We start from the raw sequence: 22733 nt of genomic DNA on the forward strand, positions 1-22733 counted from the left end.
GTGTGGTGGTATCTATGCCGCACTATAGGCGATTTTTGAGACCAACATCAATCTTTTTCGCTCTACAACCTTAGTCGTAGACCAGCAAAAATGCCGTCTTTCCAAGTAACAATTTGCTGTAATAATAAGCGATTGATCACATTTTTTCACCTATATCGCGACCAGCACGCCATAAATGCGCAAACGCGTCAGGAGAGATTACGCCCAGCGCAGCGCCAATGATAGGATGGGCGCCATTGTGTAAGAAGGAAAGCAAATCATGTATTCAACCCCCGTACGCATTGCGACACGCAAAAGCCCTCTGGCCTTGTGGCAGGCGGAGTTTGTTAAAGCGGCTCTTGAGCAGTCACACCCAGGTTTATCCGTCGAGCTGGTGCCGATGGTCACAAAAGGTGACGTGATTCTGGACACGCCGCTCGCCAAGATTGGCGGTAAAGGGTTGTTTATTAAAGAGCTCGAGCAAGCCATGCTCGACGGTCGCGCCGACATCGCCGTGCACTCGATGAAAGACGTTCCAGTCGAATTTCCTGAAGGACTGGGGCTAGTCACCATTTGTGAACGTGGCGACCCGCGTGACGCCTTTGTCTCTAATCATTACGACAGCATTGATGCATTGCCCGAAGGGGCGGTGGTAGGCACCTCCAGCTTGCGTCGAGAATCCCAACTTCGTGAGCGCCGCCCAGACTTGGTGGTCAATACATTGCGCGGCAATGTCGGCACGCGTCTCGGTAAACTCGACGATGGCCAATATGACGCCATCATCCTCGCGGCAGCCGGGTTAAAACGACTGGGCTTACACGATCGCATTCGCAGCGAAATCCCGCCAGAAGTGATCTTACCCGCGGTTGGCCAAGGTGCCGTAGGGATTGAATGTCGATTGGATGATGAACGTATTCGTACCTTGTTGGCCCCGCTGTCTGACGCCAACACCACTCAACGCGTATTGTGCGAACGCGCGATGAACAATCGCCTTGAAGGCGGCTGTCAGGTGCCGATTGGCAGTTATTCAGAAATCCAAGGCGACAAAATCTGGCTACGTGCGTTAGTCGGTGAGCCCGATGGCTCTACCATTCTGCGCGGCGAAATTACAGGGCCGCTCGAGAAAGGCGAACAACTGGGCACCGATCTCGCCGAGCAACTGCTCGCCCAAGGCGCACGTCAAATCTTGGATAAGCTTTATCAAGACGACGCATGACCATTGTTGTTGTTCGCCCCGAGCCGGATTGCAGCCAATTAGTCGACCAGCTTGCCCAACACAAGCTGGCGGCCTTGCCTTGCCCACTGGTTAGCTTTACGCCGGGGCGAGATTTACCGTCACTGTCCGCGCTACTTTCCTCTCTCCCCGCAGGCAGTGTGTTAGTGGCCGTTAGCCCCCGCGCGGTCGCATTTACCCATCAAGCCCTGCAGCAACAGGGGTTAGCGTGGCCGCGTCATTGTCATTATGTGGCCGTCGGGCAGCGCACGGCCAACGAATGGCAGCAGGTTGCCAACCAGCCGGTACAGTATCCTGCGCGAGAAGACAGCGAAGGCATGCTCTCATTAGCGTCTTTTAAGGTGATAAAAGGGAAGCAGGTGGTTATTCTGCGCGGAGAGAGCGGACGCGATATGATGGGGCAAACCTTGCAGTCGCAAGGCGCGCAAGTTCACTATTGCGAGGCCTATCTACGACAATGGGCGATTGAGCCTTTAGTATCGCAAGTAGTAAGCTGGCCACAAGACACGATTACCACCGTGGTGGTAACCAGTGGTCAACAATTAGCCCACTTTGATCAACTTATCACACTGAGCGGACAGCACTGGCTGCGCCAATGCCGTATACTGGTGCCCAGTAAAAGGATTCAAGATCAAGCGACTGCGCTCGGTTTTGACACGATTACGACCGTTGACAGCGTGGCCAATGACGCACTGGTTAACACGCTGCTGAGGTTAAGAAAAACGGGACTTTCGGATGACTGACAACAAAAACACCGACACCAAGCAAAGCAAGGCCACGACTCCCTCTTCACCAGATACGCACGCCTCGCACAGTAAAGCGGCGCCTAATAAGCCTAAACCTGCCACACGCAGCCGAGGCGGACTAATATTAGGTGCAGTTGCCATCGCCATCGCGCTAGGGTCGAGTGGTTGGCTTTTCTACCACGGCCACCAACAAGCCACCGTGCTGCAAAATACGCTATCCGCGCAGCAAGCGCAGATTACACGCCTTGAGCAAGCCCTGAATGACCAGCAACAGGCGGCAGCAAAAGCGCGCGCGCAAGTGATTGATGACACCCAAACACGCCTAGCGCAACAAGACAATACCTTGAAGAGCTTGCAAAAAGCGGTAGCCGAAGTGAAAGGGCGCCGTCCGAATGACTGGCTGCTTGCCGAAGCGGATTACCTAATTCGTATGGCCGGACGCAAGATTTGGCTCGAGCATGACGCGCAAAGCGCCACCGCGCTGATGGAAGCGGCCGACCATCGCATTGCCCAGCTCAACGATCCTTCTTTGATGCCTATTCGTCAGGCCATGGCCGACGACATTACGGCGCTAAAAGCAGTAAAACGGATTGATCGCGACGGCATCGTGCTGCGTTTAACCAGTATGCAACAGCAGGTCGAAACCTTACCGCTTGCCAATGCGGTGATCCCTGACGCGATTGAAACCGAGAAGCCGGTGGTGAGCGAATCGGTCAATGACTGGCAAACCAACCTCACTACCTCCGTGAAAGACTTTGTCGATAACTTTGTTACCTACCGCAAACGTGATGGCAATGTTGTCCCGCTGCTGTCGCCAACACAAAGCTACTATCTGCAAGAGAACGTCAAGAACAAGCTCGATCAAGCGATGCGCGCGGTCTATCAAGGCAATGATGCCTTGTATCATGAGGCCTTGGGTATGGCCAAAGATTGGACACTACGCTTTTATAACCAAGATGCGACTGTGACGGAACGCTTTGTCGAGCAAATCGATGCACTCGACCAGCAAAGAATCGGCATCGATTTACCTAACAAGCTAAAAAGCCAAGCCTTGGTCAGTGATGAAATCGACACCCGACTGCGTCGAGACATCGCGCCACTCACAGGAGGTCAGTCATGATTAAACTCCTACTGCTTGTCTTAGCGCTGGTTGCCGGTCTGCTCGTCGGTCCGGAGCTTGCTGGTCAACAAGGGTATGTGCTGATCTCTGCTGCCGAGCAGACACTTGAGATGAGTGTTACCACTCTGATTATCCTCATTATTGGATTGATTGGGGTGTTATGGGTGCTCGAGTGGGTGCTGCGCAAGCTGCTCTCGCTCAGTAGCACCGCGAGCGGTTGGTTATCAGGACGTAAACAACGCAAAGCACGCAAGCAAACCCAAACGGGATTGATGAAATTACGCGAAGGCGAATGGAAGCAAGCGGAGAAACTATTAGCAAAAGCCCGTCCTTTCAGTGACGCGCCCATGCATAATTTACTGGCCGCTGCAGAAGCGGCGCAGCAGCGTCAAGATCTTCATGCGAGAGATCAATACCTCCAGCAAGCCGCCGACCTCAACGCCAACAGCTTGGCACTTGCCCTGACCCGTGCACAACTACACAGCCAAAGCGGTCAGTACGAAGAAGCACTGGCGTCGTTGCGTGCCATTAAGCGCCAGCATCCTCGAAACCCGGTGATGCTATCCCTGCTTAAAGACACCTATATTCAACTGGAAGATTGGTCAGCGTTATTGAATTTGCTGCCCACACTGAAGAAGGCTCAGCTTCTAGATGGGACGCAATTGGAAGCACTCAGTGAGCGTGCGGAACTCGGTGTCATGGCACACATTGCCAGCCAACAAGGCACCGAGGGGCTGCTAACCCACTGGAATCGACTCTCGAAAATCAAACGCAGCCAACCCGCTCTATTGGTGGGGCTGGTACGCCACTTAGTGGCGCGCAACGCGGACTCTGAAGCCTATATTCTACTGCGAGAAGCCTTGAAAAAACGTCCGGAAGACAGCCTGATTGCGCTGCTCCCCAGCTTAAAGCTGCCTGACATTCATCCCGCCGTGGTCATGCTCGAAGAGCTCCTCAGGTACGACTCTCGTAATCCTGTCACCCATAGCGCGTTAGGACAGTTGCTGATGCAACAAGGGAAATGGCAAGACGCACGTAGCCACTTTGAGAAAGCCCTCGAGTATCGTGCGGACGTGACCGACTACGCATATCTCGCCGACGTGTTGGATAAGCTCAATCAAGGAAAAGCGGCCAGCGATGTCTCTCGCACCGCACTCAAACTTGCGCTACCCGAGCAACCGCCTGCCGCTTAATCGTGGAAAATGAGACACAAGCAAACGAAAACGCCCCGCTTCAAGCGGGGCGTTTGTTATTCTTCATCCGAGTGTCAACGCTTTTTGCACAATACGTTTAACGCCGCATCGGCATTACGTGTCACCACTTTCCCAGTGCGGGCATCCACGCCCATTGCTCCTTGCACCCAATAAGGTAAACGCATAGGCAACTGATCGGTGGCCTTAGATACCGCGGTCAAATCAGCTTGGCTTGCCAGCATCATGCCCTCTTTTTGGCACCGTGCCATCGCGCCTGCATAGTCAATACGCAACCAATTGATATCCTTTTCCACATATTGCTGATCGCCGGCTTCCGGCTCAGGCAAACCAAAATGATTCAGGTTAATGGTGGACACGCTCGCTGGCATGGTTGATTTTGCCATCATCGATGATGACGTCACAGACTTCGCCTGCGTCGCTAAAGGGGGTAAACGAATCACGGCCGGTTCCGATAATGGCTGGCGTGTTTGACGCATAACAGCCTTTTGGGTGGGTCCGAACTGGCGCACACGCTGTAACACCAAACGCGCCACGTCAGGGTTATCATATGGACCAATCAGGCAACGCCCTCGCCCATCACGGAGATGCACCTGAAACGGCAAGTCTGGCAACCCTTGACGCAGCGACTGGAAAAACGCGCGCGATGGCACACCTTCCGTTGCCCCACACTGGATCCAAAACGCATGGCTATTTGGGTCAAGCGTTTGGTTGCCCCACAATCCTTCACCAATATCGCACTGCTCACCAATAATGGGCCAGCCTTGTTGGTGGTCAATCACCGCACACGGCGTTTGCGCCGCATTCACTGGCGCACTGATCGCCCATGTTGCTACGGCACTCACCGCAAGACGTCGCAACCACCTCATGATTTGCTCTCCTGAAAACCGAATGTTGTCAGCTTAAGCAAAGTGACGCGGCGACTCAAGCGAGCGCTGCTCAGCCTGTTAGCTTCCAACAAAAATGGCTGCAAACGCAGCCATTTTATTCACCCTTTATAGATTTTGGGGTTGAAGACATCCCGCAGCCAATCGCCCAGTAAGTTGATAACTAGTACCAATAAGACCAGTACGATGCCAGGAAAGGCGGTGATCCACCACGACCCCGAGAAGATATAGTTAAATCCGATACTGATCAGTGAGCCTAAAGACGGCTGATCGACCGGCATGCCCAAACCCAAAAAGGATAGCGCCGCTTCCGACATAATCGCGTTAGCGACCTGCACCGTCGAAATGACCAAAATGGGCGAAAGACAGTTGGGCAAAATATGGCGGAACATAATCCGCGGGGAACGAAAGCCCATCACTCGCGCCGCTTCGACGTACTCTTTCTTCTTTTCAGCAAGCACAGACGCTCGAATGGTGCGGGCATACTGTGGCCATTCCGCCACCCCGATAATCACCACCAGCATTAAGATCGCATATTGGCTGTAAAACTCACTGCCAAAGCTGGCTTTAAAAATGGCCGAGACAATGATCGCCACCATCATGGTCGAGAACGATAACTGAATATCGGCAATTCGCATGAAAAAGCTGTCGATTCGTCCGCCAAAATAGCCCGCACTGAGCCCAATCACAGTACCCAATAGAAGCTGCAAACCGACCGCACACAAACCAATGGTCAGGGAGATACGCAGACCATAAATCATGGTCGATAAAATATCGCGCCCTTGGTTATCCGTTCCTAACAGGAAACGCGGATCGCTCCACTCCATCCATGCCGGGGGTAATTCTGAGTCCATAATATCAATCATGGTCAGATCGTAGGGATTGGTCGGCGCAATAAGCGGGGCAAATAGCGCCAACAAAACGAACAGGACAAAGACGGTAAAACTCGCCATCGCGACTTTGTCACGCTTAAAGTGATAGAGAAAATCTGAGGCTAAAAAGCGCTGCCAACGGTTTGGCTGAGTGGTTGTTTGTGTCATTGCCTATGCCTCCTTACCTGTAAGATTGACCGTTGGGTTGATAAGGCCATAGAGCAGATCAACAAAGGTATTCGTGACCACAAATATCAAGCCGACAAAAATTACATAAGCGGTGATCAGTGGCGTATCCACACGGTTAATCGCTTCAAGGAAGAGAAACCCCGTGCCAGGCCATTGGAAGACAGTTTCCGTCAAAATGGTATAGGCAATCATGGTACCAATTTGTACCCCACCGACGGTGACAACGGGCAACATGGTATTTTTCAACGCGTGCTGGTAGTACACCTTCTTCTGGGGCAAGCCTTTGGCACGCGCAAACTTCACGTATTCAGTGCCAAGCGCTTCCAGCATTTCAGAGCGCACTAAGCGAATAAACAGCGGTAACATGATCGATGCCAGCGAGACCGCGGGCAGCACCAAGTGCGCCAAGCCATCCAAGGTGAAAAAGCCAGACTCCCAACCAAGCCAATTGGCCGTTTCACCTCGCCCATACGACGGCAACCAACCTAACTCAATCGAGAACACATACATCAACATGATGGCGGTTAAGAAAACAGGTATCGAGATCCCCACAATACTGAAGCCCATGATGACTTTGGTGAGAATGCTATTGGGATGAATGGCAGAATACACCCCAAGTGGGATCGACACGACAACGATAATTAACGCCGCCCCAGCGACGAGCTCCAGTGTCGCTACCAGCTTATCTAAAATCACGTCCACCACGGGACGTTTAAAGAAGTACGAATTTCCCAAGTCGCCCTGTACCGCTTTACCGATAAAACGGGTGTACTTGGTAATAAAGGGATCGTTAAGTCCCATCTCATCGCGCAGCGCGTTACGCTCCGCTTCTGATACTGATTGCCCCACCAGCTCCCGCAAGGGGTCGCCGAGGTTGTCCTGGATAGCAAACGCCACCAGACTGATCACAAACATCACTACCAGTGCCTGAACCAGACGTTTGACTAAAAACGTTACCATGTTTGCCTCTAAGCGATTGGAGATGAAGGGGCCTTATCAGGCCCCCTTTTACACCCTTACTCGACGACCAAATCGCCGAAATAAGGGAAGTTCATACCGTTAACAATCGGTTTGATGTTGACGTTATTTTTGGCGGCCCATGATGGATCCTGCCAGTGCAGAGGAAGGAAAGCAGCGTCGTCATACAGGATCTTCTCGACTTTTTGCAGCATGGCACTGCGCTTCTCGAGATCGGTCTCTGAGTTCGCCGCCGTGACCAGTTTGTCGACTTCACTGTTTGAGTAGTGACCACAGTTGTACTGGCCCTTACCTGTGTCCGCATTGCGGGTCATGGTCAAGAACTCGGTAAAGTTGGCGGAGTCTTCAGTATCTGGGTGCCAGCCGATCATTTGCATGCCCGCTTCACACTTATCAAACTCTGGCCAGTATTGCGCTTTTGGCATAGTTTGCAGATCGACCTTAATCCCAATCTTCGCCATCATCGCCGCAACCGCTTGAGCGATTTTTTCATCGTTCACATAACGGTTATTCGGCGCAATCATGGTGATCGAGAAACCATCTGGGTAACCCGCCTCTTCCATCAGCTTTTTCGCTTTGGCCAAGTCATAACGCGGCTTTAGATCAGCATTGTAGCCTGCATACCCGACGGGGCTTTGCTGGCTAGCTGGCGTGGCGGCGCCTTTCATGATTTTTTGCGCGATACCTTCGTTATTGACCGCATAAGCAACCGCTTGACGAACACGCGGGTCTTTAAACTCATCAACAACACTTTGGTTCATTTGGAAAGTGATCACGCGCGTCCCTGGCATGGTCACCAACTGCAAGTTATCAGAGCGTTCGATACGGCGGTAATCATTCGGTGACACCGGCGCAATCATATCCACATCACCTGACAACAAGGCAGCGACGCGGGTGGCGTCTTCTTTAATTGGGCGTAAGGTGATGTTGTCGACATTGCCTTCGCTTTCTTTGTCCCAGTAGTTTTCGTTGCGCTTAAATTCCACGACAACGCCTTGCTCACGCTCGGCAACCACGTAAGGACCGGTCCCTGACAGGTGTGTTGACGCATAGGTTGAGCCATTTTTCTTCAGCTCTGCTTTGTCACGCCCGTCTTCGGTTTTACCACTGTAGTATTTGCTGTCCATCGGGAAGACATAGGTCATCACGTTTTCAACCAATGGGTAGGTGCCATCCGTGATCACGTCTACCGTATGCGCATCGACTTTTTTAATATCAACAATCGGGGTGAAGATCCCTTTGAAGTCTGGCGAGGATTTGAGGCGCTTGAACGTCCAAACGACATCATCAGCAGTAAATGGGTTACCAGAGTGGAACGTCACACCTTCACGCAAATTAAAGCGCACCGTTTTGTTATCCATGCGCTCCCAAGAGGTCGCGAGGCGTGGCTCAAAGTCCATCTCTTGGGTGAAACGGACTAGCGGATCAAAGACCATATGAGAAAGCTGCAACGTGCCACCAGACAGTTGCTCATGCGGGTCAAGTGAGACAGGATCCGCATCGTAAGCAATGGTGATATCCGCCGCGGCTGCGCTAAAGCTTAGGCCTGCGGCCATCAGCGCCACGGCAATCTTGCTCTTCATTGTTTTCATTTGCATAGCTCCTTTATGCGTAGGGGAGTGTCCCCTGCTGTGTTTGCATCGGTAATCAATTGCGGCCATCTGACCGCGACGGCACAGGCTAACTATGCCGTTTGCAAACCTTCCGTGCTCATTCCCTTAAATTCCGGCATCAATGAAATCAGCTTGCGGCTGTATTCATGCTGAGGATCGGTAAATAGTTGCTCGGTCGGTGCCACTTCCAACAGCTGACCCTTGCGCATCACACCAATGCGATCACACATTTGTCGAATAACTGGCAAATCGTGACTGATAAACAGCATGGTGAGATTGAGCTCGTCTTGTAGGTCTTTAAGCAGGTTTAGAATTTGGGCCTGCACCGACACATCCAGCGCCGACGTAGGTTCATCACAAATCAATAAGCGCGGGCGCGTTGCCAGTGCGCGGGCAATTGAAATCCGCTGACGTTGACCACCAGAGAACTCGTGAGGGTATTTGATCCCCGCGCCACGTCCTAATCCAACATGATCCAATAAATCCCCCACGATCTGACGGATCTGAGACTCATTGTCTGCCAAGCGGTGGAAGCGAATGGGCTCGGCGATAATGTCATAGATTTTCATCCGCGGATTCATTGACGAATACGGGTTCTGAAACACCATCTGCATTTGACGACGAATCGGACGTCGCGCCCGTTCGCTCTTAATCGCGGTGAGATCAATGCCTTCAAAAATGATTTGTCCGGTATTGGGCGGATACAGTCCCGTAATCGCACGGGCAATGGTCGACTTACCCGATCCTGACTCGCCCACCAGCCCGAAGGTTTCACCTTCGACAATATCGAAGCTGACATGATCAGACGCTTGAACATATTCGCGACGGCTGGCAAATAACGAATCTTTGGTAACAAAACGCAGCGATACGTCTTTGACTTGCAATAACGGCCCGGTATAAGCGCGCTGATCTTGGCTTTGCCCCAACCAATGATTTTTAATATCCAGCTCGACGGTTTCGCCAGCTTCTTCGATATAGTTAACCAGTGGAAAGCGATCAAGCTTGATATCTGAGCGTGGTACCGCTGAAATCAGACTTTGCGTGTAAGGATGTTGTGGCTCACCGAGTACTTGTCGGGTGGTGCCAATTTCCACCAAATCACCGCGATACATCACTGCAACGCGATCAGTGACATTCGCGACCACACCCATATCATGGGTCACCAACATACAGCCGACGTTTTTCTGCTGACACAAGTCACGGATGAGCGTCAGGATTTGGTCCTGTATTGATACGTCCAATGCAGTGGTAGGCTCATCGGCAATGATTAAATCGGGCTCACCGGCTAGGGCGATAGCAATCACCACACGCTGGCGCATGCCGCCAGAGAATTGGTGGGGGTACTGTTTAATGCGGATTTCTGGATCCGGAATCCCCACTTGCTCCATCAAGGTCAACGCCCGCTGATAGGCTTGCTGCTGAGTCACATTTAAATTGGTAAGAATGGTTTCAGTCAGCTGCTGCTCCACCGTGAACAGTGGGTTTAACGATGTCATGGGGTCTTGGAAGATAAAGCCAATCTTATCCCCACGAACCTTGCGCATTTCATTGGGCGTCAGACCAGAAATCTTTTTGCCATCGAGGTACACATCGCCGCTGGCTATCCGTCCCGGTGGGCTCAGTAAGTCAATCACCGCGTTGCCAACCGTCGACTTACCCGCGCCGGACTCACCGACCACACCAACGATCTCGCCGCGTTCAATGGTAAATGACAGTGATTTCACTGCCGCATGTACGCCATGACGAGACGGATACTCTATTCGTAGGTTATTTACTTCTAGCAGTGCCATTTATCATCCTTGGCATCGTCGAATGTGACGATGTACTCCTTGTCCAGACTGAGCCCTGTTCAACCGATACCCAGTAAAAAATAGGGGGATTCCAATCTGGCAAACATTTCACAAAAAATCAACAACACAGCAGGATATGCCATAATCCTGCTTAAAGGTCGAATAATCATTCACAGCCATTCTCTGTAAATTCACCCCAAAAGATACAAAACATATTTCATATCAGTGAAATACAGACTCATTACCGTGTCACAGTTGTAAAACAAATTACGCATAAGATAAAGCCCAACCTGTTAACACTCATAAAACATTGCCAGTGCTTTACGCTGATATTCACGGCATAAATTGTTATCTGTTTTATCAATAATAAGAATGGCAGTGTTTTACCCTGTCTAATCTTAGGTATAGCAGCAGTATCGCGTAGCCGCTGATATCGGGCAGATTCAGGGTTTTTTCTGTGTGGGATTCTTGATTAAGCTCTAATTTCTGACTTTTTCTTCATGAAGCCGCATCATCGCGACAAAAAATAAATAGGCAAGTAAGGCGGGTTAATCAGACAGGCATCAACACAGACACATCTATCATGATAAGCAGACCTAAAAACGAAAAAACCCCAGCCGTTAGGCTAGGGTTCATAATAGTGGTCGGTGAAGAGGAATTCGATGCGACCGGGCTTCCGGCCCCCGACCCGCTATCCCAAACGAACAGGTATAAACGAAAAAACCCCAGCCGTTAGGCTAGGGTTTGTAATAATGGTCGGTGAAGAGGGATTCGAACCCCCGACCCTCTGGTCCCAAACCAGATGCGCTACCAAACTGCGCTATTCACCGACATTTTCGCTTTCAGCGAGAATAATGGGGTGGCTGACGGGACTTGAACCCGCGACAACTGGAATCACAATCCAGGGCTCTACCAACTGAGCTACAGCCACCACTGATTTTTTGCCATCTATTTCTATCCCGGAATGGCGCGCCCGACAGGATTTGAACCTGTGACCTTTGGCTCCGGAGGCCAACGCTCTATCCAACTGAGCTACGGGCGCTTGCCCCGTTGGCGGTGACGAATATTACGGATATCGTTACCAGCCGTCTAGCACTTTTTTTAATTTTTTTACTGACTGGTCTCTTTTTGGACAAATTGCGTAGAAATCGTCAGTTAGGTCTCTACTATAACGGTTTAACGTAACAATCTAAAGCGCTATAATCACCTAATCTTTACACGGGGTTAACCTACCCTGTTTGGGTGAGCCCGTAGAGAAATATGAATGTCGCGGCCGAATCACGTCTTCATTGATTCACCCTTTGAGGTTGGCGACAAAATAAGACGAAAAAGGCGTAAGCCACCAGTAATGTGGGAGTGTCATTGTGAGCGCAAAGGGAAAGAGTCTACGTCATATCATGGTTGCCTCTGTGGCTGCCTTCATGTTTGCTTCAGCCGCACAGGCGCTTGAAGTCTCAGAGAGTGAAAAATCCGCCATTGCCGAGCGCATTGCCCCGGTTGGTGATGTATACCTTGACGGTCAAGCCCCGGTCGAAACGGCTGCCGCTGAACCGACGGGTCCACGTACCGGCGATCAGGTATATAATACTTACTGCACTGCGTGTCACAGCACAGGCGCAGCAGGCGCACCAAAAACCGGTGACGCCGCCGCTTGGGGGCCTCGTGTCGACAAAGGCATGGAAACCCTCACCAAACACGCTATCAACGGCTTTAATGCGATGCCTGCCAAAGGCACCTGTATGGACTGCTCTGACGACGAGATCGTTGCCGCGATTGAGCACATGCTAGACGCGCTCTAAGACGGAATGGTTGTTGCGTTCGACTGAGTGATAAGAGGCGCCGTATCAACGGCGCTTATTTATTTTGGTTTAGCATCGCTTTTAGGTTCGCGATCGCGGCTTGTCCCTTCTCCATGCGCTCTTGTTGTGAAACGGGCTTTTTGTTCATCTCCCATTCCACATCCTCAAACGGCAATTCGTCGAGAAAACGGCTGTGCTGCGGCTTAATCAATTCGCCAAATTGGCGACGCTCTTTACAGACGACAAAAGTCAGCGCTTTTTGTGCCCGCGTGATCCCCACGTACGCCAAACGCCGCTCCTCATCGATATTGTCTTCGTCGATACTCGACTGGTGAGGCAACAAGCCTTCTTCCATACCAATCATATACACATAGGGAAATTCGAGCCCCTTAGACGCATGTAAGGTCATCAGCTGCACTTGATCAGCATCATCATCGTCTTCACCTCGCTCCATCATGTCGCGCAGCGTAAGGCGCTGAACCACTTCTCGTAAACTGCGCTCGGTGTTGTCCGGATTATCGCCCTCTAAATCAGCCACTATCCAGCTGTAGAGATCCGAGACATTTTTCATCCGCATTTCCGCCATTTTAGGGCTGGACGAGGTCTCATATAGCCAGTCTTCGTAATGGGTATCACGCAACAACGCTCGTACTGCGGCAACGGTATCGCCACGTTCAGCCTGATCGGACAATTCAACAATCCAACGTGTGAACGCCTGTAACGAGGCCAATCCTCGGCCCGACAAATGCTGCGTCAGTCCTAACTCGAAGCTCGCCGCAAACAAGCTTTTGCCTCGCTGGTTTGCGTAGCTACCCAGTTTTTCCAGTGTGACAGGGCCGATTTCGCGTCGCGGAGTATTCACAATACGTAAAAAGGCGTTGTCATCGTCTTGATTGGTCAGCAAGCGCAAATAAGCCATGATGTCTTTAATTTCTGCGCGAGCAAAAAAGGAGGTGCCGCCCGATATTTTGTACGGGATGCGGTTTTGCATCAGCGCTTTTTCGATGAGACGAGACTGATGATTTCCACGATAAAGGATGGCGTAGTCTTTATACTGGGTGCGTCCCAGAAAGCGATGGCCAATCAGCTCACCCACCACACGCTCGGCTTCATGCTCTTCATTTTTCGCCGTCAATACCTTTAGCATGTCCCCATCAGGTAATGCTGAGAAAAGCGTTTTTTCAAAAACATGCGGATTATTGGCAATCAAAATATTGGCGGCACGCAGTATACGGCTGGTTGAGCGGTAGTTTTGCTCCAATTTCACCACGTGCAAGCGCGGAAAGTCTTGCTGCAGGTAAACGAGATTTTTCGGCTGGGCGCCTCGCCATGAGTAAATCGACTGATCGTCATCCCCAACCACCGTAAAGCGCGCACGCTCGCCTACCAGCAGTTTTACTAACTGATACTGGCTGGTATTGGTATCTTGATACTCATCCACGAGCAGGTAACGAATGCGTGCTTGCCAGCGCTCCCGAACCGCTTGATTCTGACTAAGTAACGCCACCGGCATTAATATCAAGTCATCAAAATCCAACGCATTATACGCCCGCATTTGTTTTTGATAACGCGCATAGCAGGCAGCGAATAACTGATCGCGCTCACCTTGCGCCTGCGCCAGTGCCTCATCAGGCCCCAGCATCGCATTTTTCCAATTCGAGATGGTATGCACTAATTGACGCAGCAAGTCTTTATCATTATCCAGCTCATCTTCGGTCAAGGTTTTGAGCAAGGCCAATTGGTCTTGGTCATCAAAGAGCGAAAAGCCCGCCTTGAGCCCCAAGGTTTTATATTCTCGCCGAATGATATTCAGACCTAGGGTGTGGAAGGTTGACACCATCAGGCCACGCGACTCTTGCTTGCCGAGCGTTTGCGCGACACGTTCTTTCATTTCTCGCGCTGCTTTGTTGGTAAAGGTGACCGCCGCAATATGACGCGCTTTATACCCACACTGTTGAACCAAATAGGCGATTTTGTGGGTAATAACACGTGTTTTTCCTGAACCGGCTCCCGCTAAAACCAAGCAAGGGCCGGAAATATGGCGCACCGCATCGGACTGCGCGGGGTTAAGTTTCATGGTGACAACGCCTCTTTTTAACCTGAGTTGGCATTGTAGAGGGAAACACTCACATGTCTATCTTACGCGCGCTTGTCGCAAAGATTGACTACACTTTGCGCTTGTCACTCGCGCAAAAAACAGACTAAAATGAATGAACGTTCATTCACTATTGATACCATGCACAGTATGGATAAACGCACCCAAATTTTGTCGGCCACTGAACAACTCATTGCGACACGTGGGCTCGATAAAGTCTCGATGCAGCAAGTCGCCAAGCATGCTGGCGTAGCAGCTGGCACCATTTATCGCTATTTCGATGACAAGGATGACTTACTCCGTCAATTATCTGCACATCTGATGATGCAATGCGCGACAAACATTCAACATGGGGTTAAGGATGAACCAACGCTGCGCGACCAATTTGAACGCCTATGGCGCAATACTTGGCACATGATGTTACAGCGCGACCACCTCCTGTTATCACGTGATCAATTCGAAGCACTACCACGTGATGACCATGCACACACTCAGCAGGAACGCATCGCATTTGCTGACCTTTATCGGGTGATTCAACAAGGTAAAGACCAAAGGCTATTCAAACCCATGGACGATGACGTTTTGATCGCTCTCGGGCTAGAACCGGCGGTTTGTTTAGCTCGCAAACAGGTTCGGGGTGTTATAACCCTGAACGATGATGCTATCGCAGATGCAATTCGCGCTTGCTGGGATGCAATTTCTCTTCACTAACGACGTTCGGAGCTAACTTCGATGAAAAAATGGTTTTTTGTCATGCTGATCCTTGCACTGCTGCTGTTTGGCAGTGTGATTGGCTTTAACCTGTTCAAGCAGCAAAAGATAGCGGAATATATGGCAAATATGCCGGAACCAACCCATCCGGTGACGGCCGTGACGGTTGCTGCTGAGCCATGGACCCCCACCATCGACGCTATTGGTTTTATCGAGCCAAATCAAGGCATTACCCTAACCACGCAAATTGCAGGGGTGGTCGATGTGATCAATTTTGAATCAGGCCAAACCGTCAAGCGGGGTCAAAATTTGGTGGAACTTGACTCTAGTGTTGAAAAAGCCAACCTCGCCAGCACCCAAGCGCGCCTGCCTGCTGCGGAAGCGAAGTTTAAGCGCTACCAAGGTCTGTTTGCCAAAGGCTCCATCTCTAAAGAGGCACTCGATGAAGCCGAGGCGAATTATCGTTCGTTACAAGCGGATATCACGGCGCTGAAAGCCACCATCGCGCGTCGTAACCTCCAAGCGCCGTTTGATGGGGTCATTGGTCTGCGTAATGTCTTCATGGGTGAATATTTGCAGCCAGGTACCGATATTGCTCGTTTAGAAGACACCTCTGTCATGAAGCTTCGCTTTACCGTGCCACAAACGGACATTGCTAAAATCCGTCTCAGTCAGCCACTACGTATCACCGTTGATGCGTATCCAGAAATGGAGTTTATCGGCTCAATTAGTGCTATCGAGCCTGCCGTCAATAGTCAGAGCGGCCTGATTAAAGTAGAAGCCAACATTCCCAACAACGACGGGCAACTGCGCTCAGGGATGTTTGCGCGTGCAGACATCATTTTGCCCACTATTGAAGATCAAATCGTGATTGACCAAACCGCGATCAACTTCACTTTGTATGGCGAAAGTGTGTACGTGATCCGTGAAGAAGATGGCGAAAAGCGTGCTTATCAGCAAGTGCTTAAAGTGGGCGAGCGTCGTGGCCACCAAGTCCGAATCATTGATGGTCTCGCACCTGGCGATCTCGTGGTAACGTCCGGCCAAGTGCGCTTGAGCAACGGTTCAAAAGTGAAAATCGTCGAAAATGACGCTCTCACACCACCAGAACAATTACCTCAATTGTAAGACGAGGATGTGATGCGCTTTACTGATATTTTTATCCGGCGCCCAGTACTGGCAGCCTCAATCAGTATACTGATTGCGCTGCTAGGCTTGCAGTCGCTCTTTAAGATGCAAGTCAGGGAATACCCGGAAATGACCAATACCGTGGTCACCATCACAACCAGCTACTATGGTGCCAGTGCCGATTTGATTCAGGGGTTTATCACCACCCCACTCGAACAGGCCGTCGCCCAAGCTGACAATATTGACTTTATGACCTCAGAATCGGTGCTGGGGACCTCGACGATTACCGTTAACATGAAGCTAAACACGGATCCGAACGCGGCACTGGCGGATATTCTTGCCAAGGTCAATTCGGTGCGTGCACAGCTTCCGACTGAGGCAGAGGACCCCTCGGTATCGATGTCGACGGGTTCAACCACTGCGGTGATGTATATCGGCTTTACCTCACCGGAGCTCGATTCAAGTCAGATCACTGATTACCTCGAGCGCGTCGTGAAGCCTCAGCTGTTCACCGTGAACGGGGTGTCGAAAATCGACTTATACGGCGGGGTGAAATACGGTCTACGTGTTTGGCTGGATCCTCAGAAAATGGCCGGGTTTAACCTAACGGCCACGGATGTCATGTCGGTACTGAGTGCCAATAACTACCAGTCCGCCACCGGTCAAGCTATCGGAACCTATATGGTTTACAACGGTAGCGCCGACACCCAGGTGTCGACCCCAGAAGAGCTCAGTAACTTGGTGGTCGAGACCCAAGAGGGTCGCGTGGTGCGCCTTGGGGATATTGCCAAGGTCTCGCTAGAGAAAAGCCATGATCGCTTCCGCGCCATTGCGAATGGCTCAGAGGCAGTGGTCGCGGCGGTCAATGCAGCACCTACCGCCAACCCCATTGATATTGCCGAAGACGTGACTGCAATGCTCCCCGAAATCGAGCGCAACATGCCGGGCAATATCCAAATGAACGTACTGTATGACTCTACCAAAGCGATTAATGAGTCCATTCATGAGGTAGTAAAAACCATCATTGAAGCGGCCATTATCGTACTGGTGGTGATTACCTTGTTCTTGGGCTCATTCCGCGCCGTTATCATTCCTATCATCACCATTCCGTTGTCATTGATTGGTGTGGCCTTGGTCATGGAAATGATTGGCTTCTCGCTGAACTTGATGACGCTACTGGCAATGGTATTGGCCATCGGCTTGGTGGTTGACGATGCGATCGTGGTCCTCGAAAACATCGACCGACATATCAAGCTGGGTGAATCGCCTTTCCGCGCGGCCATTATTGGTACGCGGGAAATTGCCGTGCCAGTTATCTCAATGACACTGACACTGGCGGCTGTGTATGCCCCTATCGCCATGATGGGCGGGATCACGGGCTCACTGTTTAAGGAGTTTGCGCTTACACTTGCCGGGGCCGTGTTTGTCTCGGGGATTGTGGCACTCACTCTCTCGCCAGTGATGTGTTCGTCGATGTTAAAAGCCCACGCAAAGCCAAGCCGTTTTGAATTGGCAGTCCACCGTTTCTTGGACGGTATGACAGAGCGCTATGCGGGCATGCTGGATAAGGTGATGCAACGTCGTCCGGTGATCTTGTCTTTCGCCGTGATCGTGTTTGCGTCCTTGCCGGTTCTATTCAGCTTTATCCCCAGCGAGCTTGCACCTTCGGAGGATAAAGGGGTGGTCGTGATGATGGGTACTGCTCCCTCGACCGCTAACTTGGATTACATCCAAAACACCATGGCGGAAGTGAACCAAAAGCTCGACGAACAACCAGAAGTGGCCTTCTCTCAGGTCTTCTCTGGCGTACCTAAGTCGAATCAAGCATTTGGTATTGCTTCTCTGGTGCCATGGAGTGAGCGTGAAGCCAGTCAGTCAGAAGTCGTGAAGCGCATGGCCGAGGAAGTGAAAGACATTCCGGGCATGAAAGTCACCACCTTTGAGATGCCAGAGCTCCCCGGCGCCTCGTCTGGCCTACCAATCCAATTCGTGGTGACGACACCGAATAACTTCGAAAGTCTCTATCAAGTGACGGCTGAGATCATGTCAGAGGTTCAATCTAGCCCGAATTTCGTCTATTCGGAGCTAAACCTTAACTTCGACTCGGCCACCATGAATATCAGCATTGATAAAGACAAGGCGGGTTCCTACGGCGTGACCATGCGAGACATCGGTGCCACCATTGGTACCATGATGGCGGATGGCTATGTGAATCGTATCGACTTTGATGGACGCTCTTATGAAGTGATCCCACAAGTTGAGCGTAAATATCGCCTCAACCCTGAGTCTATCGAAGGTTATTACGTACGCGCGGCAAATGGTGAGTCAATTCCACTCGGTTCGCTGATTGATATCGACATTACCGCAGAGCCACGTTCACTGCCGCACTTCAACCAATTGAATGCCGCCACAATCAGTGCAGTGGCAGCGCCAGGCGTAACCATGGGGACCGCCGTTGACTGGTTTGAAAGCAAAGCGGCAGAGTTGCCTAAAGGCTATCAACACGATTACCTCGGTGAATCTCGCCAATACGTCACAGAGGGTAGCGCACTCTATGCCACCTTCTTGTTCGCGCTGGCGATCATTTATTTGGTCCTTGCGATTCAGTTTGAATCCTTGCTCGACCCACTGGTGATCTTGGTCTCTGTACCGCTCGCCATTTGTGGTGCATTAATTGCACTCGCATGGGGGCTGTCGTCGATGAATATCTACTCGCAAGTCGGGTTGATCACCTTGATAGGTCTGATTACCAAACACGGTATTTTGATCTGTGAGGTGGCCAAAGAGCAGCAGCTGCATCATCAAGCCAGTCGGATGGATGCGGTCAAAGAAGCAGCTAAAATTCGCTTGCGTCCGATCTTAATGACCACTGCAGCAATGATTGCTGGTCTGATCCCTCTGATGTTCGCGACCGGCGCAGGTGCCGAGCAACGCTTTAGCATCGGGATTGTGATCGTGGCAGGTCTTGCTATCGGTACCTTGTTTACCCTATTCGTTTTGCCAGTGATTTACACCTATCTGGCCAGCAAACACAAACCACTGCCTGTGTTTGTCGAAGACGATGAGCTCGACAAGCTCGATAAAGACTATCACGCGTCACACTAATTAAAGGGCCTTCGGGCCCTTTCTCTTTTGTCATCTTTCGACAAGCTGTCCGTATTTACATAGAATAAAGGCAGTTAATGAAGGAGTATTCCATGTTTGACCCCAAAAAACTTGAGCAAGTGGCCAAGCAAATTCACGACGCCATGCCTCAGCCTGTCAAAGAGTTAGGCACGGATATGGAAAGCCGTGTGCGCCAAGCCATTCAAGGTCAGTTGACCAAGCTCGACGTGGTAAGCCGTGAAGAGTTTGATGTGCAGACTCAGGTGCTACTACGCACCCGTCAAAAGTTGACCGAGCTTGAAGCCAAACTCGCAGAGATGGAAAAAAAGCTTAACCAAGACACTGACGCCTAAATTCATCATTAAAAAAGCCTGACCACTGGCCAGGCTTTCATCTCATACTGTGTCGTTAGTGGTTATTAATTGCGATTTGCTTCATATCAGTCATATAGCCTCGCAATTCCTCGCCGATATACTCAATCGGATGATTACGGATACGGTCATTGACCTCGATTAAGGTGGCGTTGTCGACCTGATTAGAGGTTTCTCCGAGTCCTTTACCAATCACATCAGCACCCACTGTTGGCATAAAGTGTTCGCGCAGCAGCGGTGTCGCGACGTTTGCAAATAAGTAGTTACCGTACTCAGCCGTATCTGAAATGACCACATTCATTTCATAAAGACGCTTACGCGCGATGGTGTTGGCAATCAAAGGCAATTCATGCAATGACTCGTAATAGGCTGACTCTTCGATAATGCCGGATGACACCATCACTTCAAAAGCAAGCTCAACCCCTGCACGCACCATAGCAACCATCAAAATACCGTTATCAAAGAACTCTTGCTCACTGATGCTTACATCCGACTCGGGATAGTTTTCAAAAGCGGTCTGTGCCGTTTCTTCACGCCATGTGAACAGATCTTTATCGCCGTTTTCCCAATCGGCCATCATAGTCGCGGAGAAATGGCCAGAAATGATGTCATCCATATGTTTGTTATAAAGAGGACGCATCAGTTCTTTAAGCGACTCCGACAGTTCAAAGGCTTTGATTTTCGCTGGGTTGGACAAGCGATCCATCATATGGGTGATGCCACCGAACTTCAGCGCTTCCGTAATGGTTTCCCAGCCGTACTGAATAAGCTTACCCGCATAACCTGGCTCAACACCCTCTGCGATCATTTTCTCGTAGCAAACGATGGATCCGGCCTGCAGCATGCCACACAAAATAGTTTGCTCACCCATCAGATCGGATTTCACTTCTGCTACGAATGAGGAGGCGAGTACGCCAGCACGGTGACCACCGGTTGCAGCGGCCCATGCTTTCGCAATCTCAAAGCCTTCACCTTTAGGATCATTTTCTGGGTGAACGGCAATCAGTGTCGGAACACCAAAGCCGCGTTTGTATTCTTCACGCACCTCGGTACCTGGGCACTTTGGCGCAACCATAACCACAGTAATGTCTTCACGGATACGCTGACCGACTTCGACAATATTAAAGCCATGTGAGTAGCCAAGCGCGGCGCCCTCTTTCATCAGTGGCATTACAGTTTCAACCACGTTGGAGTGCTGTTTATCTGGCGTAAGGTTAATCACCAAGTCTGCCTGTGGGATCAAATCTTGATAGCTACCCACTTCAAATCCATTTTCGACCGCGTTTTGATAAGAAGGACGTTTTTCATCAATGGCAGCCTGACGTAGTGCATAAGCCACATCAAGACCCGAGTCACGCATGTTTAAGCCTTGGTTGAGCCCTTGTGCACCACAGCCCACAATCACCACTTTTTTACCTTTGAGAAATTCGGCCTCGGTGGCAAATTCATCACGATCCATAAATCGGCATACGCCTAATTGTTCCAATTGTTGACGTAAATTCAGGGTATTAAAGTAGTTCGCCATGGGGTGCTCCATTGATTCAAATCCGTGATTGGGTGTGTTTTCACCGCGTATTTTTGATACTACCCTAACCACTATATTGCCTAAAGTGATATATTCACAACATAACATTGCAGTTACAGCAACAATAAATTATGAATGCAAAGCAACTCACAGGCTTTCTCCACCTCTGTGACACCAAAAGCTATACCCGAGCCGCACAAGCAATGCACGTCAGCCCTTCTGCGCTGAGCCGAATCATCCAACGTCTCGAAGAAGATATTGGTCAGCCGCTGTTTATTCGCACCAATAAAGCGGTCGATCTCACCCCAGCAGGTAAAACGCTGCTTCCCGTCGCACGCGATATCCTGCAGCTTTGGCACACCACGAAGGCCAGTATCAATGAACATGCCTCTTTGCTCGGCGGCAAGCTCACGCTCTTTTGTTCAGTCACGGCAAGCTATAGCCATTTACCTGAGCTCCTCGCGCGGTTTCGTCAACAATACCCAAATATCGAGCTACAGCTGCTGACCGGCGACCCCGCTCAAGCAGAAGAGAAAGTGCAAGATAATAGTGCAGACATTGCTATTGCTGCTAAACCCAAGCGCTTGTCATCTAGTTTGGTGTTTCAACCGATTGATACAGTCAGTTTGTCGGTTATCGCGCCAGCAATGGCCAGCAGTGGCATTGATCTACAAGCCATTGACTGGCAACACACACCGTTAATCTTGCCCGAAGCAGGGACAGCGCGCGAACTCGCTGATCAATGGTTGACCAGTAAAGGTATCGAGCCAAACGTCTACGCACAAATAGCAGGCCACGAGGCGATTGTCAGTATGGTGGCATTAGGCTGTGGTATTGGTGTGGCGCCGGACGTGGTGATTGATAACAGCCCCGTAAAAGATAAGGTTGAGCGCTTACGCCAAGAAATTGTGCAACCTCTCGAGCTGGGCCTTTGTTGTAAAGCTTCCCGCGCAAAAGAGCCTTTACTCAACGCCCTACTCGATGTCATGCGATAAACACAAAAAGCCCCAACACAATGATGCTGGGGCTTAAATGCAAAAAACCCCAGCTTTTCAGCTAGGGTTTCTAAGTAGTGGCGGAGTGGACGGGACTCGAACCCGCGACCCCCGGCGTGACAGGCCGGTATTCTAACCAACTGAACTACCACTCCGCACCAATTCTGTATGATTAAAGGCTTATATCTCTTTGCTTTAATCAATTGTATTCAAAGCCTGGCGATGTCCTACTCTCACATGGGGAGACCCCACACTACCATCGGCGCTGCTTCGTTTCACTACTGAGTTCGGCATGGAGTCAGGTGGGTCCAAAGCGCTATGGTCGCCAAGCAAAATTTTGTCTGGAACAAAATTTAACGCACTTCAGTGCGGCCCGTCAGGGTCA

17 protein-coding genes, 4 tRNA genes and 1 rRNA gene are annotated in these 22733 nt (G+C 50.8%); 10 read left to right on the top strand and 12 right to left on the bottom strand.

Annotated elements, in window-relative coordinates; translation table 11 throughout:
• Nucleotides 1-259 precede the first annotated feature (259 nt).
• The 4 genes from hemC to BGK46_RS14190 are packed head-to-tail and all read left to right on the top strand — an operon-like array spanning nt 260 to nt 4272.
• Nucleotides 260-1195 (top strand): hydroxymethylbilane synthase, encoded by a 936-nt coding sequence (gene hemC / locus BGK46_RS14175; protein ID WP_069590307.1) that lies wholly within the window; start codon nt 260-262, stop codon nt 1193-1195.
• On the top strand, nt 1192-1956 hold the full coding sequence (locus BGK46_RS14180; RefSeq protein ID WP_069590309.1) for a uroporphyrinogen-III synthase: 765 nt from the start codon (nt 1192-1194) through the stop codon (nt 1954-1956). Before hemC ends, BGK46_RS14180 begins: the two co-directional genes overlap by 4 nt.
• Nucleotides 1949-3079 (top strand): uroporphyrinogen-III C-methyltransferase, encoded by a 1131-nt coding sequence (locus BGK46_RS14185; RefSeq protein ID WP_069590310.1) that lies wholly within the window; start codon nt 1949-1951, stop codon nt 3077-3079. Before BGK46_RS14180 ends, BGK46_RS14185 begins: the two co-directional genes overlap by 8 nt.
• Nucleotides 3076-4272 carry a heme biosynthesis HemY N-terminal domain-containing protein gene (locus BGK46_RS14190; protein WP_069590312.1) on the top strand — a complete coding sequence of 399 codons (1197 nt, stop codon included), beginning with the start codon at nt 3076-3078 and terminating at the stop codon, nt 4270-4272. The genes BGK46_RS14185 and BGK46_RS14190 overlap by 4 nt, the downstream gene beginning before the upstream one ends.
• Nucleotides 4273-4346: 74 nt before the next feature.
• Here the strand turns inward: BGK46_RS14190 and BGK46_RS14195 are convergent, their stop codons facing one another.
• The 8 genes from BGK46_RS14195 to BGK46_RS14230 all read right to left on the bottom strand — a co-directional run bounded on the left by BGK46_RS14195 (nt 4347) and on the right by BGK46_RS14230 (nt 11661).
• Nucleotides 4347-5159, bottom strand: coding sequence for a hypothetical protein (locus tag BGK46_RS14195; RefSeq protein ID WP_069590314.1), 813 nt, complete (start codon nt 5157-5159; stop codon nt 4347-4349).
• 119 nt (nt 5160-5278) lie between these two features.
• Nucleotides 5279-6217, bottom strand: a complete 939-nt coding sequence (locus tag BGK46_RS14200) for an ABC transporter permease (protein ID WP_069590317.1) — start codon at nt 6215-6217, stop codon at nt 5279-5281.
• Between the two features lie 3 nt (nt 6218-6220).
• Nucleotides 6221-7198 (bottom strand): ABC transporter permease, encoded by a 978-nt coding sequence (locus tag BGK46_RS14205; protein ID WP_069590320.1) that lies wholly within the window; start codon nt 7196-7198, stop codon nt 6221-6223.
• Nucleotides 7199-7254: 56 nt separating this feature from the next.
• On the bottom strand, nt 7255-8808 hold the full coding sequence (locus BGK46_RS14210; protein ID WP_069590322.1) for an ABC transporter substrate-binding protein: 1554 nt from the start codon (nt 8806-8808) through the stop codon (nt 7255-7257).
• A 92-nt stretch (nt 8809-8900) separates the two neighbouring features.
• Nucleotides 8901-10619 (bottom strand): ABC transporter ATP-binding protein, encoded by a 1719-nt coding sequence (locus tag BGK46_RS14215; protein WP_069590324.1) that lies wholly within the window; start codon nt 10617-10619, stop codon nt 8901-8903.
• Between the two features lie 753 nt (nt 10620-11372).
• Nucleotides 11373-11449, bottom strand: a tRNA-Pro gene (locus BGK46_RS14220).
• A gap of 25 nt (nt 11450-11474) precedes the next feature.
• Nucleotides 11475-11550, bottom strand: a tRNA-His gene (locus tag BGK46_RS14225).
• Between the two features lie 34 nt (nt 11551-11584).
• Nucleotides 11585-11661 (bottom strand) — tRNA-Arg (locus tag BGK46_RS14230).
• Nucleotides 11662-11983: 322 nt separating this feature from the next.
• On the opposite strand from BGK46_RS14230, the gene BGK46_RS14235 reads away from it, so the two are divergent.
• Nucleotides 11984-12418, top strand: coding sequence for a c-type cytochrome (locus tag BGK46_RS14235; protein ID WP_069590326.1), 435 nt, complete (start codon nt 11984-11986; stop codon nt 12416-12418).
• Between the two features lie 55 nt (nt 12419-12473).
• On the opposite strand, the gene rep is transcribed toward BGK46_RS14235, so the two are convergent.
• On the bottom strand, nt 12474-14495 hold the full coding sequence (rep, locus tag BGK46_RS14240) for a DNA helicase Rep (protein WP_069590328.1): 2022 nt from the start codon (nt 14493-14495) through the stop codon (nt 12474-12476).
• A gap of 129 nt (nt 14496-14624) precedes the next feature.
• Here rep and BGK46_RS14245 point away from each other — a divergent pair, with 129 nt between their 5' ends.
• The 4 genes from BGK46_RS14245 (at nt 14625) to ubiK (ending at nt 19810) form a co-directional block, all read left to right on the top strand.
• Nucleotides 14625-15224 carry a TetR/AcrR family transcriptional regulator gene (locus tag BGK46_RS14245; protein ID WP_240531913.1) on the top strand — a complete coding sequence of 200 codons (600 nt, stop codon included), beginning with the start codon at nt 14625-14627 and terminating at the stop codon, nt 15222-15224.
• Between the two features lie 21 nt (nt 15225-15245).
• Nucleotides 15246-16352, top strand: coding sequence for an efflux RND transporter periplasmic adaptor subunit (locus BGK46_RS14250; protein ID WP_069590331.1), 1107 nt, complete (start codon nt 15246-15248; stop codon nt 16350-16352).
• 12 nt (nt 16353-16364) lie between these two features.
• The gene (locus BGK46_RS14255; protein WP_069590333.1) at nt 16365-19457 is read left to right on the top strand and encodes a multidrug efflux RND transporter permease subunit; all 3093 of its coding nucleotides are present in this window, start codon (nt 16365-16367) and stop codon (nt 19455-19457) included.
• A gap of 92 nt (nt 19458-19549) precedes the next feature.
• Entirely contained in the window at nt 19550-19810 is a 261-nt protein-coding gene (ubiK, locus tag BGK46_RS14260) for a ubiquinone biosynthesis accessory factor UbiK (protein ID WP_069590334.1), read from the top strand.
• Nucleotides 19811-19865: 55 nt separating this feature from the next.
• Here ubiK and ilvC read toward each other — a convergent pair whose 3' ends face one another.
• Nucleotides 19866-21353 carry a ketol-acid reductoisomerase gene (gene ilvC / locus BGK46_RS14265; RefSeq protein WP_069590337.1) on the bottom strand — a complete coding sequence of 496 codons (1488 nt, stop codon included), beginning with the start codon at nt 21351-21353 and terminating at the stop codon, nt 19866-19868.
• Between the two features lie 131 nt (nt 21354-21484).
• Here ilvC and ilvY point away from each other — a divergent pair, with 131 nt between their 5' ends.
• On the top strand, nt 21485-22348 hold the full coding sequence (gene ilvY / locus BGK46_RS14270) for an HTH-type transcriptional activator IlvY (protein ID WP_069590338.1): 864 nt from the start codon (nt 21485-21487) through the stop codon (nt 22346-22348).
• 78 nt (nt 22349-22426) lie between these two features.
• Here ilvY and BGK46_RS14275 read toward each other — a convergent pair.
• Together BGK46_RS14275 and rrf are read right to left on the bottom strand one after the other, a co-directional pair.
• Nucleotides 22427-22503: transfer RNA gene (locus BGK46_RS14275), tRNA-Asp, on the bottom strand.
• Nucleotides 22504-22562: 59 nt separating this feature from the next.
• Nucleotides 22563-22678: ribosomal RNA gene (gene rrf, locus BGK46_RS14280) — 5S ribosomal RNA — on the bottom strand.
• Between the last annotated feature and the right edge of the window lie 55 nt (nt 22679-22733).

The organism is Salinivibrio sp. SS2, assembly GCF_001722075.1.
Lineage (GTDB): Bacteria > Pseudomonadota > Gammaproteobacteria > Enterobacterales > Vibrionaceae > Salinivibrio > Salinivibrio proteolyticus.